The organism is Pseudonocardia oceani (assembly GCF_019263585.2).
Classification (GTDB): Bacteria; Actinomycetota; Actinomycetes; order Mycobacteriales; family Pseudonocardiaceae; genus Pseudonocardia; species Pseudonocardia oceani.
In genome coordinates this window covers 5,304,384-5,325,579 of the sequence record NZ_JADQDF010000001.1, presented here as the reverse complement: position 1 = coordinate 5,325,579, position 21,196 = coordinate 5,304,384, and the positions used below count along the sequence as shown (strand labels likewise).

General features: G+C 75.4%; 23 protein-coding genes. 10 read left to right on the top strand and 13 right to left on the bottom strand.

Features of this window, described 5'->3' with window-relative positions:
- Positions 1-118: 118 nt before the first annotated feature.
- From I4I82_RS26480 to I4I82_RS26455, 6 genes are all read right to left on the bottom strand, one after another.
- Positions 119-1,039, bottom strand: a complete 921-nt coding sequence (locus I4I82_RS26480; RefSeq protein ID WP_218591758.1) for a GNAT family N-acetyltransferase — start codon at positions 1,037-1,039, stop codon at positions 119-121.
- Between the two features lie 50 nt (positions 1,040-1,089).
- Positions 1,090-2,484, bottom strand: a complete 1,395-nt coding sequence (locus I4I82_RS26475) for a WS/DGAT/MGAT family O-acyltransferase (RefSeq protein ID WP_218591759.1) — start codon at positions 2,482-2,484, stop codon at positions 1,090-1,092.
- Positions 2,485-2,508: 24 nt separating this feature from the next.
- Positions 2,509-3,735 carry an SAM-dependent methyltransferase gene (locus I4I82_RS26470; RefSeq protein ID WP_218591769.1) on the bottom strand — a complete coding sequence of 409 codons (1,227 nt, stop codon included), beginning with the start codon at positions 3,733-3,735 and terminating at the stop codon, positions 2,509-2,511.
- Positions 3,735-5,129, bottom strand: a complete 1,395-nt coding sequence (locus tag I4I82_RS26465; protein WP_218591760.1) for an FAD-binding oxidoreductase — start codon at positions 5,127-5,129, stop codon at positions 3,735-3,737. Before I4I82_RS26465 ends, I4I82_RS26470 begins: the two co-directional genes overlap by 1 nt.
- Before the next feature lie 87 nt (positions 5,130-5,216).
- A complete protein-coding gene (locus tag I4I82_RS26460; protein ID WP_218591761.1) occupies positions 5,217-6,191 on the bottom strand; it encodes an aldo/keto reductase in 975 nt (324 codons plus the stop codon).
- A gap of 18 nt (positions 6,192-6,209) precedes the next feature.
- Positions 6,210-7,277: a polyhydroxyalkanoate synthase family protein gene (locus tag I4I82_RS26455; RefSeq protein WP_226370258.1), complete on the bottom strand. Its 1,068-nt coding sequence runs from the start codon at positions 7,275-7,277 to the stop codon at positions 6,210-6,212.
- 88 nt (positions 7,278-7,365) lie between these two features.
- On the opposite strand from I4I82_RS26455, the gene I4I82_RS26450 reads away from it, so the two are divergent.
- Positions 7,366-8,511: an acyl-CoA dehydrogenase family protein gene (locus tag I4I82_RS26450; protein WP_225920689.1), complete on the top strand. Its 1,146-nt coding sequence runs from the start codon at positions 7,366-7,368 to the stop codon at positions 8,509-8,511.
- Positions 8,512-8,858: 347 nt separating this feature from the next.
- Here I4I82_RS26450 and I4I82_RS26445 read toward each other — a convergent pair whose 3' ends face one another.
- The 6 genes from I4I82_RS26445 to I4I82_RS26420 all read right to left on the bottom strand — a co-directional run bounded on the left by I4I82_RS26445 (position 8,859) and on the right by I4I82_RS26420 (position 14,090).
- Positions 8,859-9,326, bottom strand: coding sequence for a hypothetical protein (locus tag I4I82_RS26445; protein WP_218591763.1), 468 nt, complete (start codon positions 9,324-9,326; stop codon positions 8,859-8,861).
- Positions 9,323-10,168: a PPK2 family polyphosphate kinase gene (locus I4I82_RS26440; RefSeq protein ID WP_218591764.1), complete on the bottom strand. Its 846-nt coding sequence runs from the start codon at positions 10,166-10,168 to the stop codon at positions 9,323-9,325. Before I4I82_RS26440 ends, I4I82_RS26445 begins: the two co-directional genes overlap by 4 nt.
- 43 nt (positions 10,169-10,211) lie before the next feature.
- Positions 10,212-10,988, bottom strand: a complete 777-nt coding sequence (locus I4I82_RS26435) for a Uma2 family endonuclease (protein WP_218596102.1) — start codon at positions 10,986-10,988, stop codon at positions 10,212-10,214.
- Positions 10,989-11,113: 125 nt separating this feature from the next.
- Positions 11,114-11,935, bottom strand: coding sequence for an ABC transporter ATP-binding protein (locus tag I4I82_RS26430; protein ID WP_218591766.1), 822 nt, complete (start codon positions 11,933-11,935; stop codon positions 11,114-11,116).
- Positions 11,932-13,029: a FecCD family ABC transporter permease gene (locus I4I82_RS26425; RefSeq protein ID WP_218591767.1), complete on the bottom strand. Its 1,098-nt coding sequence runs from the start codon at positions 13,027-13,029 to the stop codon at positions 11,932-11,934. The genes I4I82_RS26430 and I4I82_RS26425 overlap by 4 nt, the downstream gene beginning before the upstream one ends.
- Positions 13,029-14,090, bottom strand: a complete 1,062-nt coding sequence (locus tag I4I82_RS26420) for a FecCD family ABC transporter permease (RefSeq protein WP_225920688.1) — start codon at positions 14,088-14,090, stop codon at positions 13,029-13,031. The genes I4I82_RS26425 and I4I82_RS26420 overlap by 1 nt, the downstream gene beginning before the upstream one ends.
- A gap of 159 nt (positions 14,091-14,249) precedes the next feature.
- On the opposite strand from I4I82_RS26420, the gene I4I82_RS26415 reads away from it, so the two are divergent.
- From I4I82_RS26415 to I4I82_RS26375, 9 genes are all read left to right on the top strand, one after another.
- Complete coding sequence (locus I4I82_RS26415) at positions 14,250-14,984, top strand: dihydrofolate reductase family protein (RefSeq protein ID WP_218591768.1); 735 nt, start codon at positions 14,250-14,252, stop codon at positions 14,982-14,984.
- A 117-nt stretch (positions 14,985-15,101) separates the two neighbouring features.
- Positions 15,102-15,584, top strand: coding sequence for an Asp23/Gls24 family envelope stress response protein (locus tag I4I82_RS26410; RefSeq protein WP_218596101.1), 483 nt, complete (start codon positions 15,102-15,104; stop codon positions 15,582-15,584).
- Between the two features lie 14 nt (positions 15,585-15,598).
- A complete protein-coding gene (locus tag I4I82_RS26405; RefSeq protein WP_218591410.1) occupies positions 15,599-15,925 on the top strand; it encodes a hypothetical protein in 327 nt (108 codons plus the stop codon).
- Positions 15,926-15,927: 2 nt separating this feature from the next.
- The gene (locus tag I4I82_RS26400; RefSeq protein WP_225920687.1) at positions 15,928-16,215 is read left to right on the top strand and encodes a hypothetical protein; all 288 of its coding nucleotides are present in this window, start codon (positions 15,928-15,930) and stop codon (positions 16,213-16,215) included.
- Positions 16,216-16,235: 20 nt separating this feature from the next.
- The gene (locus tag I4I82_RS26395) at positions 16,236-16,415 is read left to right on the top strand and encodes a hypothetical protein (protein ID WP_218591411.1); all 180 of its coding nucleotides are present in this window, start codon (positions 16,236-16,238) and stop codon (positions 16,413-16,415) included.
- Entirely contained in the window at positions 16,412-16,789 is a 378-nt protein-coding gene (locus tag I4I82_RS26390; protein WP_218591412.1) for an Asp23/Gls24 family envelope stress response protein, read from the top strand. Before I4I82_RS26395 ends, I4I82_RS26390 begins: the two co-directional genes overlap by 4 nt.
- Before the next feature lie 9 nt (positions 16,790-16,798).
- Positions 16,799-17,338: a DUF6286 domain-containing protein gene (locus I4I82_RS26385; RefSeq protein ID WP_218591413.1), complete on the top strand. Its 540-nt coding sequence runs from the start codon at positions 16,799-16,801 to the stop codon at positions 17,336-17,338.
- Positions 17,335-18,003 (top strand): alkaline shock response membrane anchor protein AmaP, encoded by a 669-nt coding sequence (locus I4I82_RS26380; protein ID WP_225920686.1) that lies wholly within the window; start codon positions 17,335-17,337, stop codon positions 18,001-18,003. Before I4I82_RS26385 ends, I4I82_RS26380 begins: the two co-directional genes overlap by 4 nt.
- Before the next feature lie 76 nt (positions 18,004-18,079).
- Positions 18,080-19,648, top strand: coding sequence for an alpha/beta hydrolase (locus tag I4I82_RS26375; RefSeq protein WP_218591414.1), 1,569 nt, complete (start codon positions 18,080-18,082; stop codon positions 19,646-19,648).
- Between the two features lie 6 nt (positions 19,649-19,654).
- Here I4I82_RS26375 and I4I82_RS34545 read toward each other — a convergent pair whose 3' ends face one another.
- Entirely contained in the window at positions 19,655-21,142 is a 1,488-nt protein-coding gene (locus I4I82_RS34545) for a DUF732 domain-containing protein (RefSeq protein WP_218591415.1), read from the bottom strand.
- Between the last annotated feature and the right edge of the window lie 54 nt (positions 21,143-21,196).

The window sequence follows — 21,196 nt, the reverse complement described above, 5'->3', positions numbered from 1 at the left end:
CGGGGACCGGTAGCCACCGGGGACCGGTAGCCACCGGGGACCGGTAGCCGCCGGGGACCGGTCGTGAGTGGCGATCGTGGCCGGGGCCACGATCGCCACTCACAGGCACGTCGTGGGTTCAGCGCCAGTCGTCGAGCACCAGCACGTCGGGGTGGTCGTAGCCCGGGGTGTTCGGGCGGTGCATCGTCACGCCGGGGGTGTCGGTGCGGAACCCGGCGCCGAGCAGGTGCCGGTAGGCGTCGTGGCGGGCGGTGCTGACGCCGACGACCAGCCGCTGCGCCCCGGCCGCCGCCGCCCAGCCCCCGCACGCCAGCAGCAGCCGCTCGAACGTGCCGCGGGCGTGCGGGCCGGGTGCGACGGCCGCGAACTTCACGAACGCGACGCCGGTACCGGCCTCGGTGCCCGCCCCGGTGTGGCCGACGGCGAACCCCGACGGCGCATCGGGCTCCCCCACCAGCACGACGTCGCCCAGCGACTGGTCGAGCACGGCGTCGACCTCCCCGCCCACGTCGAGGCCGGGATGCACCGCGGCGGTGACGGCGGCGCAGGCGGCCCGCAGCGCGGCGCGGTCGGTCCAGGCCGAGCCCAGCAACCCCGACGGCGACTCGAACGGCGCCACCGGCCGGGACATGATCGCGGTGAGGAAGCGCGGCCAGAAGCCGAACTTCTGGTAGAGCCCGTGGTGGCGCGGGCTGTGCGCGAACGTGAACAGGCCCTGGTGTCCGACGCCCCAGCCGGCGAAGACGTCGAGCGTGGCGGTCAGCAGCCGCGATCCGACCCCGGCGTCCCACAGCTTCGGGGTGACCGACAGCGGCCCGAGCCAGCCGACGTCGCCCCAGCGCGTCACGACCGTGGAGCCCACGACGTCGCTGCCGGAGTAGGCGCCCAGGACCGTGGTGTGGCCGGCGCGGAAGCGGGTCCGCAGCAGCTCGGTGTCGCCGAAGGGGTCCGTGCCCAGGAACGTGCCGAAGGCGTCGCGGACGATCTCGTCGGCGACGTCGAGGTCGGCGGCGTCCAGCGCGCGAACGTCGAGGTCCATGCGCGCAGTGTGCCGCACCGACTGCTCCGAACGGCAGAACGCGCGACGGCTCAGGCGGTCGTGACCACCAGCTCGGCGAGCGAGTCACGCAGCGCGTCGGCCAGGACGGCGACGTCGGGCATCGCGTCGCGGTCGGCGGTGAGCCCGTAGTGCATCCCGCCGTCGTAGGACGTGACGCCGATCGCCACGGCCTGCCCGCCGGCCAGCGGAACCACGGGGAACATGTCACGCATCCGGGCACCCAGCGCGTACAGCGGACGGGGCGGGCCGGGCACGTTGGTGATCAGCACGTTGTAGAGCCGGCTCGAGTACTGGCTGGTGAGACGGGCGGCGATGCTGTGCACGACCGGCGGCGCGAGCCCGACCAGCCCGATCAGCCGGGCCGCGCCCACCGCTCGGCCGCCGCGCTTGTGGGCCTCCATCGCCCCGCGCACCGCGGTGAGCCGGGCGACCGGGTCCTCCTCGGCCACCGGCAGGTCGACGAAGTACGCGGAGATGCTGTTGCCCGCCGCCGACCCCGGGCCCCCGGACCGCGCCCGCACCGACACCGGCACCAGCGCGCGGACGGTCGTGTCGTGCGTCAGCGGCTCGCCGCGGGTGATCATCCAGCGCCGCAGGCCGCCCGCAACGACGGCCAGCACGACGTCGTTGACGGTGCCGCCGTGGGCCTTGCGGACCGCGCGGTGGTCGGCGAGCGGGGTGCGCGCGGTGCCGTAGCGGCGCTGCGAGCCGGTGACGGCGGTGAGCGGGTGCACCGGACGGGTGCCCGCCGCGCTGCGCCCGGTGTCCAGGGCGGCCTGCGCGGTGCGCCCGATCGCCGACGCCGCGTACCCGATGTCGCCGAGGATGCGGCCGGTGGCGTCGAGGGCGAGCTGGGGGCGGCGCAGCGTGTCCAGCACCGCCGACGCGGCCAGCTCCAGGCCCCACGGCTCCCGCGCGGGCGCCCAGTCGTCGTCGGGCGTCTCGCGCGGCTCGGGCGTGAGGTCGAGCAGGACGGAGCCGATGTCGACCGACGCCAGCCCGTCGACCATCGCGTGGTGGGTCTTGGTGACGACCGCCAGCCGCCCGTCGGCCAGGCCCTCGACCAGGTAGATCTCCCACAGTGGGCGCGAGCGGTCGAGCCGGCGCGAGAGCAGCCGGCCGACCAGCTCGTGCAGGACCTCCTCGGTGCCCGGCGCGGCGAGCGCGGAGCGCCGGACGTGGTACTCCAGGTCGAAGTCCGGGTCGTCGACCCACACGGGCAACCCGAGCCGGGCCGGCACCTCGCGCACCTTCTGGCGGTAGCGCGGCACCAGCCCGAGGCGGTGCCCGATGAGCGCGACGAGGGCGTCGACGTCGAACCCCTCGCTCGGCTCGAACGTCATGACGCCCCCGACGTGCATCCCCGCGTTCTCGTGCTCGGCGAACAGGAACGAGGCGTCCAGCGGCGAGAGGCGGTCAGGCACGGGGAAGGTCTACCAGTCCTGCGGTCACCACCCCCGCAGCGGGAACCCGGAACGGCCGTCGCCGTGGACCCGCTCCCCCAGCACCTGGTGGAGCTGGATGTTGTCGCGCTCGAACCCCAGTCGGCACGCGGCCATGTAGAGCCGCCAGACCTTCGCCCTGCCCAGCCCGACCTCCGCCACGGCCTCGTCCCAGTGCTCCTCGAGGTTGGCGCCCCACGCCGCGAGCGTCCGCGCGTAGTGCTCGCGGAAGTTCTCCTCGTGGCGGATCTCGAACCCGGCGTCGTTCATCGTGCCGATCACGTGCCCGACGGTGTGCAGCTCGCCGTCGGGGAAGATGTAGCGGCCGATGAACGGGTCGAGCCGCCGGGCGGGCGTGCGCGACTCGGTGATGCAGTGGTTGAGCAGCCGGCCGCCGGGCCGCAGCCGCGCGTGCAGCGAGGCGAAGTAGGCGGGCAGCTGGGCGCGTCCGATGTGCTCGGTGAGCCCGATCGAGCTGACGGCGTCGAACTCCGACTCCGGTGCGTCGCGGTAGTCGACGTGGCGCACCTCGGCGAGCCCGTCGAGGCCGCGGCGGGTGATCTCGGCCTGCGCCCACGCGGCCTGGTTGGCCGAGAGCGTCACCCCGAGCGCCTTGACGCCGTGCTCGGCGGCGGCGTGCATGACCATGCCGCCCCAGCCGCAGCCGACGTCGAGCAGGCGCTGCCCCGGCTGCAGCCCGAGCTTCTGCGCGACGAGCTCGAACTTCTCGGCCTGCGCCTCCTCGAGGGTGGCCGTGGCGCTCGGGTACACCGCGCAGGTGTAGGCCATCGACGGCCCGAGCACCCACTCGTAGAAGGTGTTGGAGACGTCGTAGTGGTGCGAGATCGCCCTGCTGTCGCGCGCCTTGGAGTGCAGGCGGCCAGGCGGGCGGTACTCGAACTCCGGCGGCGGCTGGCGGTGGCGCGCCCACACCGGCACGAGCTGGCGGGCCAGCCTGAGCCGCTGGGCGCGCGGGATGTCGTGCAGGATCACGTCGGGCATCGCGGCGAGGACGCCGTACAGCTCGCCCTCGACCTCGATCTCGCCGGTGACGTACCCCCGCGCCAGGCCGAGCGTGCCCGGGGCGGTGACGAGTCTGGCCATGGCTCTCGGGGAGGCGATCCGGATGGCGGCCTCGGCGCTGTCCGGGCCCGCCTTGCTGCCGTCGTACCCGATGATGCGCACCGGTACGTCCGGCCCGATGACACTCGAGATGATCTCTGCGACCTGCATCATGCCCTCCCCGTGACCTTGCTGTAGAGATCGGGCAGCCTGCCGTCCGGGTCGTAGCGGCCCTTCAGCTCCCGGTAGGCCCGCCCGTTGTAGTGCTCCCAGAACTCGGGCTCGTCGTAGTGCACCGTGGAGTACAGCGACTTGTGCCCACCCAGTCCGGCGACCAGCTGCTCCACGCGCTTGTTGTGCCCCTCGGGGTCCCCCGGAACCTCCGGGACAGTCGACCAGAAACCCACGTTCACGTAGAGTTCACCGGCCTCCATGGGGTAGAGCGGCCAGGTCGTCGCCCCGCGCAGCCGCAGCGGGCAGAGCCACACGGGCTCGATGCCGACGTCGCGCTGGAACGCGTCGAGAAACTCCGGCAGCCGGTCGACCGGGATCTCCACGTCCTGGATCACCGGCTCCTCCTGCGGCTGCCGCAGCAGGCTGCGGATGCGGCTGGAGAACCGCGTGCGGCGGTCGAGGGCGACGATCCGGCGGTAGACGTCCGAGCGCCGGTAGCGGCCCGGCCACACCCGGCGCACCAGCGGGTGCTGCGCGCCCAGCGCCGCCGAGCACCAGAACCAGTCGGTGTCCCAGCGCCACAGGTAGTCGTGGACCGTCAGGTGGTCCTCGGTGCGCTCGCGGACCGACTTGTAGAACACCTGCTGGCCCGTGTAGTCGCTGACGGCCGGGCCGGGGTCGTCGGTGAAGAACCCCAGGCTGAGGTACTGCTCGTCGCGGGTGAACACGACGCCGTCGACGAAGTCGGGCCCCGATCCGTCCGCCGCGCCGGCGCACGCCTCGCGGATCTCCTCGGCGAGCTTCCCGGTGGCCACGCGCCGGTGCTCCAGGCGGACGTAGGGCGCCACCGGCTGCAGGTCGATCTCCAGGCGCAGCGCGTAGCCCAGCGTGGCGTAGGAGTTGGCGAAGCCGTGAAACAGGTCGGCGTGCTCGCCCTCGGGCCGCGCGGTGACCAGCTCACCGCTGGGCAGCAGCACGTCCATCTCGCGCACCGACTCGTGCGGCAGTCCGTGGCGGAACGACGTCGACTCGATGCCGAGCCCGGTGACCGCCCCGCCGAGGGTGATCGTCTTGAGCTGCGGCACGACCAGCGGCATCAGCCCGTGCGCCAGCGTGACGTCGACGAGGTGCTCGTAGGTGGTCATGCCCTGCACCTGCGCGGTGCGGGCGGCCGTGTCGACCTCGATCACCCCGGTGAACGCCGACGTGTCGAGCCGGCGGTCGTCGGCGGCCCCGGCGCCGAACCGGAACAGGTTCGACGTCTTCTTGCCCAGCCGCACCCGCTCCCCCGCCGGCACGGCCCGGTACCGGCGCACCAGCTCGACGACGGCGGCGTCGTGCTCGGCGCGGGGGACGGTCGGCGGGGTGGACAGCTGCAGCCCGGCGCTCATGTCGGGGGACGCTAGTACTCGCGCGGCGGGCTGCCCACCCTGTTGACGAGGGCTGCTTCGTCACATCCGCCCACAGGGGTGAACCGCTCAGCGCCGGGCGCGCACCAGACCCGGCAGCGCCGAGAGCCCGGTGGTCGGGTGGAACGCCTCGGCCGCCGCGGTGAGGGCCCCGTGCTCCGAGCCGCTCAGGACGATGTCGGCGGCGGCGGCGTTGCGCTCCACCTGGGCGACGCTCGACGCCCCCGGGATCGCCACGACGTTCGGGAAGTGCACCAGCCAGGCCAGCGCGATCTGCGCGGGCGTGGCGTCGTGGACCGAGGCGACGTCGCGCAGCAGGTCGAGCAGCGGCGACGCGGCCCGCATGTTCTCGGGCAGGAACATCGAGTTGGTCGCCCGCACCCCGCCGCTGGGCCGGTGGTCGGCGTTGTAGCGCCCCGAGAGCAGACCCTGCGCCAGCGGGCTCCAGGCCATGACGACGTGCCCGGTGCGCTGGGCCCAGGGCAGCATCTCGGCCATCGGCCCGCGCGAGACCAGGCTGAACTGCACCTGGTTGGACAGCACCCGCGCCCCGCCCAGCGCGCCCTCGGCCCGCTGCCAGCGCGAGAGCGGGTAGTTCGAGACGCCGACCTCGTCGATCACGCCGACGTCGCGCAGCGCCCGCATGCCGCGCATGGTCGTGGAGTCGCCGACGACCGGGTTGGGCTGGTGCACCTGGTAGAGGTCGATCTGGCGGACGCCCAGGCGCTGCGCACTCGCCACGCCGCGCTGCTGCACGATCGCGGCCGTCGGCATCACCGGGAAGACCTTCGAGGCCACCACGACGTCGTCGGTGCCGCCGGAGTCGCGCAGGGCCTCGCCGAGGATCCGCTCGCTGCGCCCGAACCCGTAGACCTCGGCGGTGTCGAACACGGTGATCCCGAGCTCGCGGGCGCGCTTCACGATCCGCCCGGCCTCCCCCTCGGCGTAGTCGGTGCCGTAGCCCCACTCGCGGGACCCGAACTGCCAGGTGCCCAGGCCGATGACGGAGTACGGCTTGGCGGTCGCGATGTCGAGATGGCGCATGCCCCCGTTGTACCCGGATCAGGTGTGGGCGGTCAGGAAGTCGTCGACGTGGACCCAGGTGGTGGCGCGGGCGCGGCGGCCGGTGAGCACGCCGAGGTGCCCGCCCGGGGCCGACTCGAACCGCACCTCGGGCGAGCCCGTCAGCAGGTCGACCACGCGCTCGACGGCGGGGAGCGGGGCGATGACGTCGTTCTCGCCGCCGACGACCAGCACCGGGACGTCGATCTCCTTGAGCGCGATGGTGCGCCCGGCGAGGTCCAGCGTGCCGTCGGCGAGGTCGTTGCTGCGCAGCAGCAGGTGGTAGATCTGCCCGAACACGCGGCCGGGGTAGCCGCGCATGTGGGTCATCATGAAGTCGACGGCCTCGATCTGGGCCAGGCAGTCGCGGTCGTCGAGGCGCGAGAGCACCGTCAGCGGCTTGGTGATCAGCCGGTCGACCGCCGTCAGCTGGAACGCCCAGCTCACCAGCGGCGCCGGGAAGCTGCCGATCGCCTGGTAGACCGCCGAGAGCCCGAGCCCGCCGGTGACGGCCGCGAGCGGGCGCAGGGGCGCCACGAGCGGCACCGCCGCGATGTCGACGGGGCTGCCGATCACCGTGAGCGTGTGGATCGGCAGCGTCAGGTCGGCGGCCGTCGCGAGCATGCAGAAGATGCCGCCGAGCGACCAGCCCAGCAGGTCGACGCCCTCGGCGCCGGTGTCGCGGGCGGTGTCGCGCACGGCGCGGGGCACCACGTCGTCGACCCAGTGCTCCATGCCCAGCGCGCGGTCGGCGAACCGGATCGGGCCGTAGTCGACGAGGTACACGGTGCGCCCGGTGGCCAGCAGGTGCTGCACCAGCGAGCAGCCGCGGCGCAGGTCGTAGGCGAAGTCGGGGGCACCGAGCGGGGGCACGAGCAGGACCGGCGGGGCGTCGAGGACGGGGACGCCGGCGATCGGGCGGTAGCGGTGCAGCGTGGCGGCCGGGGAGCCGGTGACGGCGTCGCGCGGCATCCGTCGCAGGTCGGCGACCCCCCCGAGGACCGCCTTGTCGACGACGTTCTGCGCGACGTCCAGCGCCACGGCGGGGATGCGGTCGGCCAGCGTCACCCCCCGAGGCTAGCCGCGGCCCGTGGGGGCCGACCTCGGCACGGTCGAGCCGTTCCCGGTTACCGACCGGTATGTGAGACTGCGGAGCATGCAGCGCGACATCTTCGACGCCGACCACGACGCGTTCCGCGACACCGTCCGGGCCTTCCTCGCCAAGGAGGTCCTCCCCCACCACGACCAGTGGGAGGCCGACGGCCACGTCGACCGCGCGGTCTGGAAGTCCGCAGGCGCGGCCGGCCTGCTGGGCACCGACGTGCCCGAGGAGTTCGGCGGCGGCGGGGTCGACGACTTCCGCTACAACTGCGTCATCACCGAGGAGATCTCCCGCGCCGGCACCTCGGGCCTGGGCTTCCCGCTGCAGAACGACGTCATCGCGCCCTACCTGCTGCGCCTGGCCACGCCCGAGCAGAAGAAGCGCTGGCTGCCCGGCTTCTGCTCCGGCGAGACCATCACCGCGATCGCGATGACCGAGCCCGGCACCGGTAGCGACCTGCAGGGCATCCAGACCACGGCGCGCAGGACCGACGACGGCGACTGGCTCCTCAACGGCTCCAAGACCTTCATCACCAACGGCATCCTGTCCGACCTGGTGATCGTCGTCGCGAAGACCGACCCGGAGGCCGGCGCCCGCGGCTTCAGCCTGCTCGTCGTCGAGCGCGGGATGGCCGGGTTCGAGCGCGGCCGCAACCTCGCCAAGGTCGGCATGAAGGCCCAGGACACCGCCGAGCTGTCGTTCACCGACGTGCGCGTGCCCGCGGCCAACGTCCTCGGCGAGGAGGGCCAGGGCTTCATCTACCTCATGCAGAACCTCGCCCAGGAGCGGCTGTCGATCGCCGTCGGCTCGGTGGCCGGCGCGGCGCGGGCCCTGGAGCTGACGCTCGACTACGTCAAGGAGCGAAAGGCGTTCGGCAAGCCGGTGTCGGCGTTCCAGAACACCCGCTTCGAGCTGGCGGAGATGGACACCGAGGTCACGGTCACCCAGGTGTTCGTCGACCGCTGCATCCGCCAGCACGTCGAGGGCGAGCTGTCGATCGCGGACGCGGCGAAGGCCAAGTGGTGGGCGTCGGACGTCCTCAAGCGCGTGGTGGACCGCTGCGTCCAGCTGCACGGCGGCTACGGCTACATGCTGGAGTACCCGATCGCGAGGGCCTTCGTGGACTCGCGGGTCCAGTCGATCTACGGGGGGACGAACGAGATCATGAAGGAGATCATCGGGCGGTCGCTGATCTCCTAGCCCCTCCCCGCGAGCCGGGGTCTGGTTGCGCGCGAGTCGCGGTCCTGCTGCGGGCGGGCCGACGGCGCCGGCGGCCGCCCTTCCCGCGCACTGACCGTGCTCCCGCGTGCTCTCCGTGCTCCCCCGGAGGCTCGCGGGAACCGGGAACGTGCGCGGTAGAGGGGAACGCGCGCGGGACGGCGGCGCCCGGGAGCACGTGATCGTCGAGAGTGCGCCACCACGGCCCTCCGCACGACCACCACGTCACACTCCTGGCGATCACCGGGTCGTGAGCGTCAGGAGTGCGCCCTCACGGTCCCCCCGACGACCCTGACGGCGCGGTCCCGGCGATCACGGGCGGGTCGCCGTCAGGCCGTCGCCCCGCACACCCGCTCGATCTCCGTGACCGCCGCCAGGATGCGGGCGGCGTCGATGCGCACGGCGTCCTGCGCGGCGTTGCCGTCGGGGCCGAGGAGGGCGCGGCCCTGGGCGTCGAGGTCGTCGATGGCCGCGGCCAGCTCGGCCTGCGCGGCCCGGATCTCGGGATCCGTGACGCCCGAGGTCGTGGCCACCTGGCGGGCGCCGAGCAGCAGGACCGCGACGCCGGCGGGCAGCACCGGCATCTCCTCGATCGCCTCGGCGGTCTGGCGGACGACCGACCGGGTGTCGGTGTAGTCGGCGCACACGACCTCCTCCGGCGTCCGGGCCGGCGCCGCGCTGGGCGCGGGGGCCGCCGAGGTCGCGGGCGGCGGGGCCGGTGCGGGGTCGCCGCCGCAGCCGGCGAGCACGGTCAGCGCCGCGAGGGCGGCGGCCGCGACGAGTGCGGGGCGCCTCACGCGATCACGCTCGCGCGGATGCGGGCGCGCTCGGCGTCGACGTCGACGGTGGCCGGCGGGAAGCGCGGATCGAGCTCGGCGAGCGTCTCGGCGAGGATCGAGGCGATGGCCCAGTTGCGGTACCACTTGCGGTCCGAGGGCACGACGTACCAGGGCGCCGCGTCCGAGTCGGTCTCGCGCAGCGCGTCGGTGTAGGCCTGCTGGTAGGCGGGCCACCTCGCGCGGGAGTCGAGGTCGCCGGTGTTGTACTTCCACACCTTCGCCGGGTCGTCGAGCCGGGCGAGCAGCCGCTCGGCCTGCTCCACGGGCGAGATGTGCAGCATGCACTTCACGACGGTGACCCCCTGCTCGGCCAGCTCGGACTCGAACGCCGTGATCTCGGTGTAGCGGCCGCGCCACACCTCCTCGGGCACCAGCGAGTCGACGCGGGCGATGAGGACGTCCTCGTAGTGCGACCGGTCGAACACCCCGATCTGGCCCGGCGCGGGCACCTTCGGCCGGACGCGCCACAGGAAGTGCTGGGCGCGCTCCTCCGTGGTGGGCTTCTTGAACGAGGAGATCGTCAGGCCCTGCGGGTTGACGAGCCCGGCGACGTGGCGGATGACGCCGCCCTTGCCGGAGGTGTCCATGCCCTGCAGCACGAGCAGCACCGCGCGGGTGCCGCCGCCGACGGCCTCGGCGTAGAGGGCCTCCTGGCGCTCGTCGAGCACGGTGGCGAGGTCGGCCATCTGCTCGGCGGCCGCGGACTTGTCCTGCGGGCCGACGGGCCGACCGCGCGGGTCGATGGCCGCCAGGTCGGGGTCGGCGGGGACCCGGAACGTCGAACGCGCGCTGCGGGCCATGATCCCCACCCTAGATCCCTGCTGCCCCGGGGGCCGACGGCGGTCAGGCGCCGAGCCGCTGCTCGTCGTCGTGGTCGGGGCCGTCGCCGTCGGCGGACCCGTGGTCGCCATCGGCGGACTCGCCGGGCAGATCGGCGAACTCGCCGGGGGTGTCGGTGTCGGTGTCGGTGTCGGTGTCGGTGTCGGTGTCGGTGTCGGTGTCGGCGTCGGCGTCGGCGTCGGCGTCGGGGGCGTCGGCTGCGGCCGCCGCCAGCACACCGAGCTCGAACTCCAGCCCGAACGGCTCCTCCAACCGCAGGACCCCACCGGACTCCGCGCGGGCGTACTCGTGGTACCGCCCGCCGATGAGCATGGTGGCCACCGCGAAGGGGTCGTCGTGGTCGACGAGCAGGGCGTAGGGGATGCCGCTGCCCGCGTAGAGCTGGGGCTTGAACCAGCGGTCGGCCACCCCGTTGCCCGACCCCACGACGTCGATCACGACCAGCGCCACCGACCCGTCCCTGAAGCCGGGATCCGAGGCTCCGGGGTCGGGCGACGACGAGGCGCCCCGCGCCGACACCACCAGGTCGGGCACCAGGATCCGCCCCGGGCACAGCCGCAGGGCGACGGGCCCGCTGACCTCCAGCCCCTCGGGCAGCGCCGCCTCGACCGCCGCCCGGACGGCCGCGACGGCCGCCGCGTGCCGCTCCCCGGTGGACGGCGCCACCAGCAGGCTGCCGTCGACGAGCTCGATCCGGCGGTCGCGGGGCAGGGCCTGGTAGGCCTCCTCGGTCCACGGGCCCTCGTGCGTGAGGGGCGCACCGCCCTCGACGTCGACCATCCTGGGCTCCCCCTCCTCGCCTGCCGGGACCGTCGCCGCAGGTCGCGACGGCGGCGCCATCGTGGCACAGCCCGCCGGCGACGGCGACGAGGGCGGTCTCGGTCGGCGACCGGCGGCCGCCGGCGTCAGCCGACCGGTCGGGCCCCGACGGGCACCACGAGCGGCGTCCCGGCCACCGGGTCCTGGATCACGCGGGCGTCGAGGCCGAACACCTCGAGCAGGCGCTCCTCGGTGATGACCTCGTGCGGGGTGCCCGCGGCGACGATCCGCCCGTCGCGCATCGCGACGAGGCGGTCGGCGTAGCGGGCGGCCAGGTTGAGGTCGTGCAGGACCATGACGACGGTGCGCCCGACCTCGCGGTGCAGCCGGCGCACGAGCTCGAGGACGTCGACCTGGTGGGCGAGGTCGAGGAACGTCGTGGGTTCGTCGAGCAGCAGCAGGTCGGTGCCCTGGGCCAGCGCCATGGAGATCCAGGCGCGCTGGCGCTGCCCGCCGGACAGCTCGTCGACGGGGCGCTCGGCGAGGTCGAGCATCCCGGTCCAGTCCAGGGCCTGGTGCACGGCGTCCTCGTCGTCGGAGGACCACTGCCGGTACCAGGCCTGGTGCGGGTGGCGCCCGCGCGCGACGAGGTCGGCCACCGTGAGCCCCTCGGGCGCGCTGGGGGCCTGCGGCAGCACCCCGAGGATGGTCGCGACCTCGCGCGTGGGCATCTTGTCGATGCGCCGCCCGTCGAGCAGGACCTGCCCGCCGCTGGGTGAGAGCAGGCGCCCGAGCGCGCGCAGCAGCGTCGACTTCCCGCAGCCGTTGGGCCCGATCACCGCGGTGATCGTGCCGGCGACGATGTCGAGGTCGAGCCCGTCGACGACGACGCGGTCGCCGTAGCCGAGCCGGACGTCGTCGGCCCGCAGCCGGACGGCGGTCCCGACCTCGTTGAGCACCTGGGTCATGCGCGGGCCTCCCGGCCGTGTCGGGCGAGCAGGAAGAGCAGGTACGGGGCACCCAGGACGGCCGTGACGATCCCGACCGGGAGGGCGACGGGGAGCATGGTGCGGGCGATGACGTCCGACAGCACCGTCAGCGCCGCCCCCACCAGCAGCGACGCCGCGATGGGCGGCCGGGCCGCACCGACCAGGCGCTGCGCGATCTGCGGCGCGACGAGGGCGACGAAGGCGATCGGCCCCGCCGACGCCGTGGCGATGGCCGCCAGCCCGACGGCGACGACGAGCAGCGCCGAGCGGGAGCGGTCGACGCGCATGCCCAGGCCTCGGGCGGTGTCGTCGCCGAACTGCAGGGCGCCCAGCGCGTGGGCCAGGACCAGCGCCGCGGGGACGAGCACCACCAGCGCCAGCGCGACGGGGACGACGTGCTCCCAGCCGCGGGCGTTGAGGCTGCCGGTGAGCCAGACCGTGGCGCGGGCGGCCTCGTAGATCTCGGCGACGACCAGCATCCACTCGACGACGGCGAGCAGCATCGCGTTGATGCCGATACCCACGAGCACCAGGCGGTAGCCCTGGATGCCGCGGCGCCAGGCCAGCCCGTAGATGAGGGCGGCCGTGACGAGCCCGCCGATCAGCGCCGCGACGGGCAGCCCGACCGCGACGAGCGTGGACCCCACGACGCCGAACCCGCCGCCGAGGACGATGACGAACACCGCGGTGGCACTGGCGCCCATCGTGATGCCGATGATGTCGGGGCTGGCCAGCGGGTTGCGGGCGACCGCCTGAGTGATCGCGCCGGACACGCCCAGCGCGGCGCCGACCAGCGCGCCGGTGAGCGACTGGGGCAGGCGCAGGTCGAGCACGATGAAGCGCTGGCCGCGGTCGCCGCCGCCGAACAGGACGGCGACGACGTCGGGGATGCTGATCGGGAAGTCGCCCCGCCCGATGTTGACGACGAGGCCCGCGAACAGCACCAGCGCGGCCAGGGCCAGCACGAGCACGGTGCGCGGGCGCCAGACCACGGAGAAGCGGCCGCGGCGCAGCGCCGGGCGTCCGGGGACCTTGGCGGCGACCGGTCCGCCCTGCTTCGTCAGCACGGCCATCACAGGCTCACCATCTTCCGCCGCCGCACCAGGTGGATGAAGAAGGGCGCGCCCACCAGCGCCAGCACGATGCCGACCTGCAGCTCGCCGGGACGCACGACCACGCGGCCCACGACGTCGCCCAGCAGGAGCAGCACCGACCCCGACAGTGCCGACGCCGGCAGCAGCCAGCGGTAGTCGGGCCCGGTGAACGTGCGGACGACGTGCGGCACCACGAGCCCGACGAACGAGATCGGGCCGCAGGCGGCGGTGGCGCCGCCGGCGAGCAGCGTGATCGCGACGATGCCGAGCACGCGCGTGCGCTTCACCGAGTGGCCCAGCGAGCGCGCGACGTCGTCGCCCAGCGACAGGGCGTTGAGCGCGGGCGCCGACGCGAGCGCGATGAGCGCCCCCGCCGCGAGGAACCAGACGACGTTGGTGAGGACCTCGCCGTCGCGGCCGGCCAGCGAACCGACGGCCCAGTAGCGGTAGGCGTCGAGCGTGGCCACGTCGATGAGGATGATCGCCGAGGTCAGCGCGCTGAGCAGGGCGCTGACCGCCGCCCCGGCGAGCGCGAGCGTGACGGGGGTGGCACCGCCCCGGCCCACGGCCCCGAGCATGAACACCGCGACGCTCGCGACCGCGGCACCGGCGAAGGCGAACCAGACGTAGCCCAGCGCGTTGGTGACGCCGAAGACGTAGATCCCGACGACGACGAGGAACGCGGCACCGGCGTTGACGCCGAGGATGCCGGGGTCGGCGAGCGGGTTGCGGGTGTGGCCCTGGATCAGCGCCCCGGCGAGCCCCAGCGCGGCGCCGACGATCAGCCCGAGGACGGTGCGCGGGATGCGCAGGGAGCGCACGACGATGTGGTCCTCGAGGGTGGTGTCGGGCCGGATCAGCGCGTCCCAGACCGTCATCAGCGGGATCGGCTTCGCCCCGACGGACACGCTGAGCAGGCAGCAGGCGACGAGCGCGGCGAGCAGCAGCACCAGGCCGGTGAGGCGGCGCGCCCGCAGCGAGCGCCGCGGGGCCGGGGGCCGCGCGGCGGCCGTGACCGGCACGGGGGTGGCCGTGCTCAAGGGCGTACTCCTCGGGGCGCGAACGGGCGGCGAACGTGGCCTGCGCTCACCATAGGTGAGCCTCGCCTTCAGACCTACCCCGCACCGGCACCAGTCAGGTGACCGCGCCCCAGGGGTCGCCGGCCCGCCGATCGGCGGCCCGCGTGCTGGGATGGGCCGGTGCACCGCATCTGGCCGCTCCCCGCCGAGCCCGTCGACGACCCCGCGCTCGCCGACCTCTACGCCCACCCCGAGCACGGCCACTCCGAGCACGACGAACCGGACGCCGCCCCGTTCGTCCGCGTCAACTTCGTGTCCAGCGCCGACGGGGCGGTCTCGGTCGACGGCCTCTCCGAGGGCCTCGGCACGCCCGGTGACAAGCGGGTGTTCGGCCTGCTGCGCGAGCTCGCGCAGGTGGTGCTGGTCGGGGCGGGCACCGCGCGCGCCGAGGGGTACCGCGGCGCCCGCCGCCCCGTCCGCGGCACGGACACCCCTCCCCCGATCGCCGTCGTCACCGGCTCGGCCGACCTCGACCCCGGCCTCGGCCTGTTCACCGACACCCGCACCCCGACGATCGTCCTGACGACAGCCGGCGCCCCACAGGAGCGTCGCGACCGGCTCACCGCGGCCGGCGCCGACGTCGCGGTGCTCGACGACCTCGGCCCCGCCGCGCTGCTCGCCGAGCTCCGCCGCCGCGGGCTGCGCCGGGTGCTGTGCGAGGGCGGGCCGTCGCTGCACGGCGCGCTGATCGCCGCGGGCGCCGTCGACGAGCTGTGCCTGACGGTCTCGCCGCTGCTCGCCGGGGGCGCCGCCGGGCGCATCGCCGTGGGTCCGGGAGGCTCGGCGGCGCAGTCGATGACGCTGGCCTCCGCCCTGCACGATGAGGGCGCCCTGCTGCTGCGCTACCGCCGATAGTGGGGCGATTCGGGCGAGCGCTACTCTGATCGGGTGAACTACCGGGAGGTTGTGGCGGGTACTCGCGTCCTACGTCCGTACGGCACAGACGCCAACGACCTCCCGAGGAGCGCACAGATGAGCACCCCCACCCCCAGCGCCACCAGCACCACCGTGACCCCCGGTGGCATCCCGGCCCGCCTGGCCGACGACACCACCCAGGGCAAGACCACCATCGCGGCGTCCGTCGTCCAGAAGATCGCGGGCATCGCGGCCCGGGAGATCTCCGGCGTGCACTCGATGGGCGGCGGCGTGTCCCGCGCGTTCGGCGCGATCCGCGAGCGCATCCCCGGGGGTGGCACCGGCGCCTCGAACATCGCGGGCGTGCAGGTCGAGGTCGGCGAGAAGCAGGCCGCCGTGGACCTCGACCTCGTCGTCGAGTACGGCGCGTCCATCACCGAGCTCGCGCGCGCCGTGCGCCGCAACGTGATCACCGCCGTGGAGCGCATGACGGGCCTCGAGGTCATCGAGGTCAACATCGCGGTCAACGACATCCACCTGCCGTCGGAGGACGACGGCACCGACGACGTCGTCACCGCGCAGCCCTCGCGGGTCGAGTGACGGAGCCCTCCACCATGGCTCGCCCCCTCGACAACGACGCGCTCGCCGAGCTCGTCGCGGCCACGGTCACCGCGCACCCCGCGGTCGACCGGCTCGACGGCGGACTGTTCGGCTCGGTCGCGACGTACCTCCCGGGCCGCCGCCTCGTCGGCGTGCGGATCGGGCCGGACGGCGAGCCGGTCGAGCTCGGCGTGGTCGTGCACCTGACGGCCCGCATCCCGGACGTCGTGCGTGACCTGCGCCGCCAGGTCTCGGCGCTCTGCGGCGGCGCCGCCGTCGACATCACGGTGTCCGACGTCGCCGTCCCGGCGATCGCGGTCGGCCCGCCGGCAGGCGGCTGACCGTGACCACCGCGGACGACGACCCCGCGGGTCGACCGACCCCCGAGCAGCGCGCGGAGTACCGCGCCTTCGTCCGCGACCACCACCCCGACAGGGGCGGTGACCCGGAGTTCTTCGTGGCCGGCCTGGCTCGTCTCCGGGCCGGCCGGGCGGCCGTGCCCCCGCCCGTCGACGACTCCCGGTACGACCGGCCGGTCGAGATCGTCACCCCGCTGCCGCTGCCCACCCGGGTGGCGGTGGCCCTCATCCGCACTCTGCGGTGGCACCGCAGCAACCGCCGCGTCGAATGACACGGCACTCAGGAGATCTGATGAACGCCACCCACACCGGCCTGCTGGCCGGCCTCATCCTCGGCGCCACCGGCGCGATCGGCGGGTTCGGCGCGTTCCTCGTCGCTCTCGTCCTCGGCGCCATCGGGCTCGTCGTCGGCCGCGTGCTCGACGGCGAGCTCGACCTCAACGCCGTGCTCGGGCGGGGTCGGGACCGGTGAACCCGACCTCCTCGCCCGAGGAGCGCGGCCGGCTCGACATCCACCCGACGGTGCTGCGCAAGATCGTCGAGCACGCCGCCGACGGCACCCCGGGCACGCTGCGTCACGAGCGCCGCCTCGCGGGCGTCGGCGTCGGGCAGGCCGGGTCCAGCGCGAAGATCAGCGACGGGCCCGACGGCGCCGTCGACGTCGCGCTCGAGCTCACGCTGCAGTACCCCGCCCCCGTCCGCCGCACCGTCGACGCGGTGCGCGCCCGGGTGGGAGAGGAGCTGTCCCGCATCACCGGGCGGCACATCCGCAACCTCGCCGTCACCGTCTCGGGCCTGCGCGGCCCCGACGACGGCACCGCGGGCTCCGGCTCGCGGGTCCAGTAGGAGTTGACCATGCGTGTCCTGCTCAGGGTCCTCGCCCCGCTGCTCGCCCTCGCGCTGGCCGCCGCCGGCGTCCTGCTCGTCATCGAGGTCGTCGCCGCGTGGGTGCGCACCCCCGCCACCTCCGGCCTGCTCGTGCCGTGGCCCGACTGGCGCGTGTCGCTCGAGGCGCTGACCTGGGCGGACGTGCCCGTGCCCGGCATCGCGATCGGCGTCGCCGTCGTGGGCCTGCTGCTCGTGCTGCTGGGCCTGCTGGCCCGCCGCCACGACATCGCCCTCACCTCGCCCGCCCCGGAGGTCACCGTCACGACCTCCCCACGCGTCCTCGCGCGGCTCGTCGGCCGCCGCGTCCGCGCCGCCGACGGCGTGGCCGCCGCCTCGGTCACCGCCACCGGCCGCAAGGTCTCCGTCGGCGCGCAGGCCTGGAACGACGCCGCGCCCGAGCTCCGCAGCAGCGTCGCCTGCACCGTCGACACGCTGCTCGACGAGCTGCCGCTGGCCCGCCGCCCGCGCGTCGCCGTCACCGTGCAGCAGAGGAAGGGCCCCCGATGACCGTCTCGATGGACAAGTCCGCGAACGGCGCGGCCGACGTCCCGCCCCCGCCGCCCTCGGGTGCGCTGAAGAAGCGCTCGCGCTCGGCCGTCGCCCGCTCCGCGGGTGGTGACCGCTCGCTGCTCGTGCTCCTGGGCCTGGTCCTGCTCGCCGGGGGAGTGCTCGTGGCCCTGCTCGGTTACGGCGTCTTCGGCGCCGACCGCGCCGGGCGCCCGCTGCTCGACCCCGCGATCGTCGACCTGATCCGCGCCCAGCCGCTGGCCGCCCGGATCATCGCGATCGTCGCGGGCGTCCTGCTGCTGGTCCTGGGCCTCTCGTGGGCCGCGGGCTCGGTGCGCCCCGAGCGCAAGCCCGACCTCGTCATCGATCGCGGCCCGGCCACGGCGATCACGGTCGACGCCGCCGCCGCGGCCGACGCGCTCGCCGCCCAGGCCGCAGCGCTGCCCGGCGTCGGACGGGCGAAGGCCCGCATGGTCGGCACCGAGGACGCCCCCGCCGTGCGCGTGTGGGTGTGGCTCACCGACGACGCCGACGCGCGCGACGTCCTGGAGCGCCTGCACGGCCAGGTCCTCGGCGCGGCGCGCACCTCGCTCGGCATCGCCGCGCTGCCGGTGGCCGTCCGGCTCGAGCTCGACCAGGCCTCGTCCGGCCCGCGGGTGGCCTGAGCACCACCGGTTCGATCGTCACCGCTGCCCCACCTTCACCGCTGCCACACCGGCCCTGCGGCACGCTCTCCCGGTCATGATCGGGTCACGGGGCGTCGTCGCAGGGCTGCTGTGCCTCTCGGCGCTGCTGGCCGGGTGCACCGTGGGCCCGTCGTCGCGGCCGCCGGTGGCGGTGCGCGGCATGGACGCGCCTGCCGTGCCCGCCGACGTCGCCCCCGGGCGCGCCCTGCCCGCGGTGCCGCCGCTGCAGCCCCAGGACACCTCGCTGCCGTTCGTCGACTGCACCGCGTCGGCGTTCGCGACGTTCGGCGGGCCCGCCCCGGCCGACCGCGCCCTGCGCGTCGAGTGCGGCGAGCTGCCCGTGCCCGCCGACCCCCGGCGGCCCGAGCAGGGATCCGTGCTGCTCGGCGTCCTGCGGGTCGGGCCCGCGGACGCCCCGCTCGACGGCCCGCCGCTGCTCGCACTGGGCGACAGCGTCACCGGGGCGTCGGCCGCGCACGCGCTCGCGATCGCCTCGCGCGCCTCCCCCGCCGTGCTCGGGACGTTCACCGTGATCGGGCTCGACCGACGCGGCGCCGGCCTCGACCGCATCGACTGCGCCGACCCCGCCGCCCGCGCCGCCCTCGTCGACGCCGACCCGGCCGCCACGTCCGAGCGCGACCTCGGCGCCCTCCTGGAGCGCGCCCGTTCCGTCGTGCAGGACTGCAACATCGCACTGCCCTCCGAGCTCGGCGGGTTCCGCAGCGCCGCCACGGCCGCCGACGTCGAGCAGCTGCGGCGGCGGCTCGGCGTCGCGCAGCTCTCGGCGGTCGGCACGGGCGACGGGGCCGGGGCGCTCGACGTCTGGGCGCGGACCACCCCCGGCGGCGTCGGCCGGCTGGTGCTCGACGGCCCGCCCGAGCCCGGGCTCACCGAGCCCGAGCGCACCACGGCCCGGGCCGCGTCGGCGGAGGCCGCGTTCGACGCGTTCGCGCTGGCCTGCACGGCGGGCGGGGCCTGCCCGCTCGGCGCCGACCCCCGCGCCGCCGTCACGGCCCTGGCCGACGCCCTGCGCGACCGCCCCCTCGCCGCCGCCGACGGCCGCCGCCTCACCGCGGGCGCCACCCTGCTCACCGTGCTGACGGTCCTGGCCGAGCCCGACGACTGGCCCGCGCTCGCCTCCGCGCTCGCCTCCGCGGGGGCCGGGGACCCGACGGCCCTGCTCGACCTGCTCGACCCCGTCGCCGGTCCGGTCGGCGGCTTCGACGCCATGCTCGCGACGGCCTGCAACGACGACCCGGCGCGGCTGTCCCCTCCCGAGGTCGGCGAGCTCGCGACGGCCGTCCGCGCGGAGCACCCGCTGCTCGGCGGGACCCTCGCGCTGGGCCTGCTCGCCTGCGCGCCGTGGCCGGCGGGAGGGTCGACGGCCGTGCCCCCGGCCGTCGACACCCTGCCCCCGGTGCTCGTCGTCGGCACCGCGGGCGACCCCCGCAACCCGGGTGAGAGCGCGCGGCGCGTGGCCGAACAGCTCCCGACCGGGGCGTTCCTCAGCTGGCAGGGGGCGGGCACGGGCGCCTACCCGCGCACCCCCTGCGTCCGTGCGGCGGTGGATGGGCTCCTCGTGGACGGGACCCTCCCCGCGGCGGGCACGCTCTGCCCGCCCTGACCGCGGTCAGCTCGTGGTGCAGTAGCTCTCCCGCGCGACCTCGACGAGGTCGGCGGCCTCCGCGCGGGTGACCGACGGCAGTGTCGCCGGCAGCGCCCGGGCGATCCGGGCCTCGTCGACGCCGTCGGCGAGCTCGCGGCACACCAGCTCGGCGGCCTCGGTCTCCTCGGCCCCGCTCCGGCTCGTCGGCACGCCGGCGGCGCGCAGACCGCTCAGGAACCGCTCGGCGCGGTCCGACCGCGGGTCGCCCTGGTCCGGCGCCTGCTCCTCGGTCTCCGCCGGAGCGGCGGCGAAGGGCAGCACGGGCACCTGAGACTCGACCACGGCGGCCGGGGCCGGGGCCCCGCCGCCACTGTCGCCGCTGCCGCCGTTGCCGACGAGCACGACGCCCGCCACGGCGAGGACGCCGACGGCGGCACCGGCCGCGAGCAGCGGCCCGCGGCGGCGGAACAGCCCCTTGCGGGCGCCCTTGGCCTTGCGGGCGGCGGCACGGCCGCCGGTCGCGGTGACCGCGTTGCGCTCCCCGGTGTCCTCGGCCTCGTAGGCCGCGGCGGCCCGGGCCCGGCGGCGCCGGCTCCCCGTGGAGACGGCCGGTTCGGCGGGCTCCTCCGGGAGGGCGTCGACGAGCTCGGTCTGCGGATCGGCGGACGCGGCGGCGGTGTCGACGCGGGCGCCGTCGACGCGGGCGCCGTCGACGCGGGCGCCGTCCGGGCCGGTGTCGTCGAGGCGGGCGATGACGGTCTCCCCGTCGGCTGCCCCGTCGGACGTCGCGAACACGGTCGTCTCGGCCGCGGCGGCCCGGCGGCGGGCCGCCCGACCCTCCGGCGCCGTCCCGGGCACGGCGAACGCGCCGGAGTCGGCGTCGGCGTCGTGCCGGGCCACCGACCGCGGGAACGGGACGACCGCCTGCGGCATCACGTCGGTGTCGGTCATCGTGTTCGCGAACGGCACCGGCGGCACCCCGTGCGGGACGCCGAGGGGCAGCAGCCCGGTCGGCGCGTCCGGCTCGCCGGGGATCGCGGCCGGCGCGGCGGCGTCGGCCACGCGGGTGACCTCGGCCATCGCGGCGGCGCGGACCACGGCGTCGGCGCGCACGGCGGCCTGCGCGGCCGCGTCGGCCGCGGCGGCGGCGCGGGCGGCCAGCGCGATCGCGGCCTTCGCGTCGGCGGCGGCGGCCGCCGCGGTGGCCTCGGCGGCGCGGGCGTTGGCCTCGGCCGCCTGCCGGCGCAGCGCCGCGTCCGGCACGGGCAGGTCGCCGTGCAGGAGCAGGTCGCGGTCCGGGTCCGCGTACCCGGCGTACGGGTCCAGGGCGTGCGGGTCCTGGGCGTACCGGTCCCGGTTGTACAGGTCCGGGGCGTACAGGTCCGGGGCGTAAGGGTCCCGGGCGTACGGGTCCCGGGCGTTCGGGTCGTCGCCGTAGCCGTGGTGGGCGCCCGAGGTCTCGGATCCGCGCTCACCGACGGCCGATCCTCGACCGCCACCGAACTCCGTCATCGGAGTACTCGACATCGTGCACCCCCCATCCGACCCGGCCCCTGCGGCCTGTCG

Excerpts from the sequence above, each read along its gene's own strand:
- I4I82_RS26480 (WP_218591758.1), bottom strand. The coding sequence starts at position 1,039 with ATGGACCTCGACGTTCGCGCGCTGGACGCCGCCGACCTCGACGTCGCC.
- I4I82_RS26470 (WP_218591769.1), bottom strand. The coding sequence starts at position 3,735 with ATGCAGGTCGCAGAGATCATCTCGAGTGTCATCGGGCCGGACGTACCG.
- I4I82_RS26465 (WP_218591760.1), bottom strand. The coding sequence starts at position 5,129 with ATGAGCGCCGGGCTGCAGCTGTCCACCCCGCCGACCGTCCCCCGCGCC.
- I4I82_RS26460 (WP_218591761.1), bottom strand. The coding sequence starts at position 6,191 with ATGCGCCATCTCGACATCGCGACCGCCAAGCCGTACTCCGTCATCGGC.
- I4I82_RS26450 (WP_225920689.1), top strand. The coding sequence starts at position 7,366 with ATGCAGCGCGACATCTTCGACGCCGACCACGACGCGTTCCGCGACACC.
- I4I82_RS26440 (WP_218591764.1), bottom strand. The coding sequence starts at position 10,168 with ATGGCCCGCAGCGCGCGTTCGACGTTCCGGGTCCCCGCCGACCCCGAC.
- I4I82_RS26435 (WP_218596102.1), bottom strand. The coding sequence starts at position 10,988 with ATGGTCGACGTCGAGGGCGGTGCGCCCCTCACGCACGAGGGCCCGTGG.
- I4I82_RS26430 (WP_218591766.1), bottom strand. The coding sequence starts at position 11,935 with ATGACCCAGGTGCTCAACGAGGTCGGGACCGCCGTCCGGCTGCGGGCC.
- I4I82_RS26425 (WP_218591767.1), bottom strand. The coding sequence starts at position 13,029 with ATGGCCGTGCTGACGAAGCAGGGCGGACCGGTCGCCGCCAAGGTCCCC.
- I4I82_RS26410 (WP_218596101.1), top strand. The coding sequence starts at position 15,102 with ATGAGCACCCCCACCCCCAGCGCCACCAGCACCACCGTGACCCCCGGT.
- I4I82_RS26405 (WP_218591410.1), top strand. The coding sequence starts at position 15,599 with ATGGCTCGCCCCCTCGACAACGACGCGCTCGCCGAGCTCGTCGCGGCC.
- I4I82_RS26395 (WP_218591411.1), top strand. The coding sequence starts at position 16,236 with ATGAACGCCACCCACACCGGCCTGCTGGCCGGCCTCATCCTCGGCGCC.
- I4I82_RS26385 (WP_218591413.1), top strand. The coding sequence starts at position 16,799 with ATGCGTGTCCTGCTCAGGGTCCTCGCCCCGCTGCTCGCCCTCGCGCTG.
- I4I82_RS26380 (WP_225920686.1), top strand. The coding sequence starts at position 17,335 with ATGACCGTCTCGATGGACAAGTCCGCGAACGGCGCGGCCGACGTCCCG.
- I4I82_RS26375 (WP_218591414.1), top strand. The coding sequence starts at position 18,080 with ATGATCGGGTCACGGGGCGTCGTCGCAGGGCTGCTGTGCCTCTCGGCG.
- I4I82_RS34545 (WP_218591415.1), bottom strand. The coding sequence starts at position 21,142 with ATGACGGAGTTCGGTGGCGGTCGAGGATCGGCCGTCGGTGAGCGCGGA.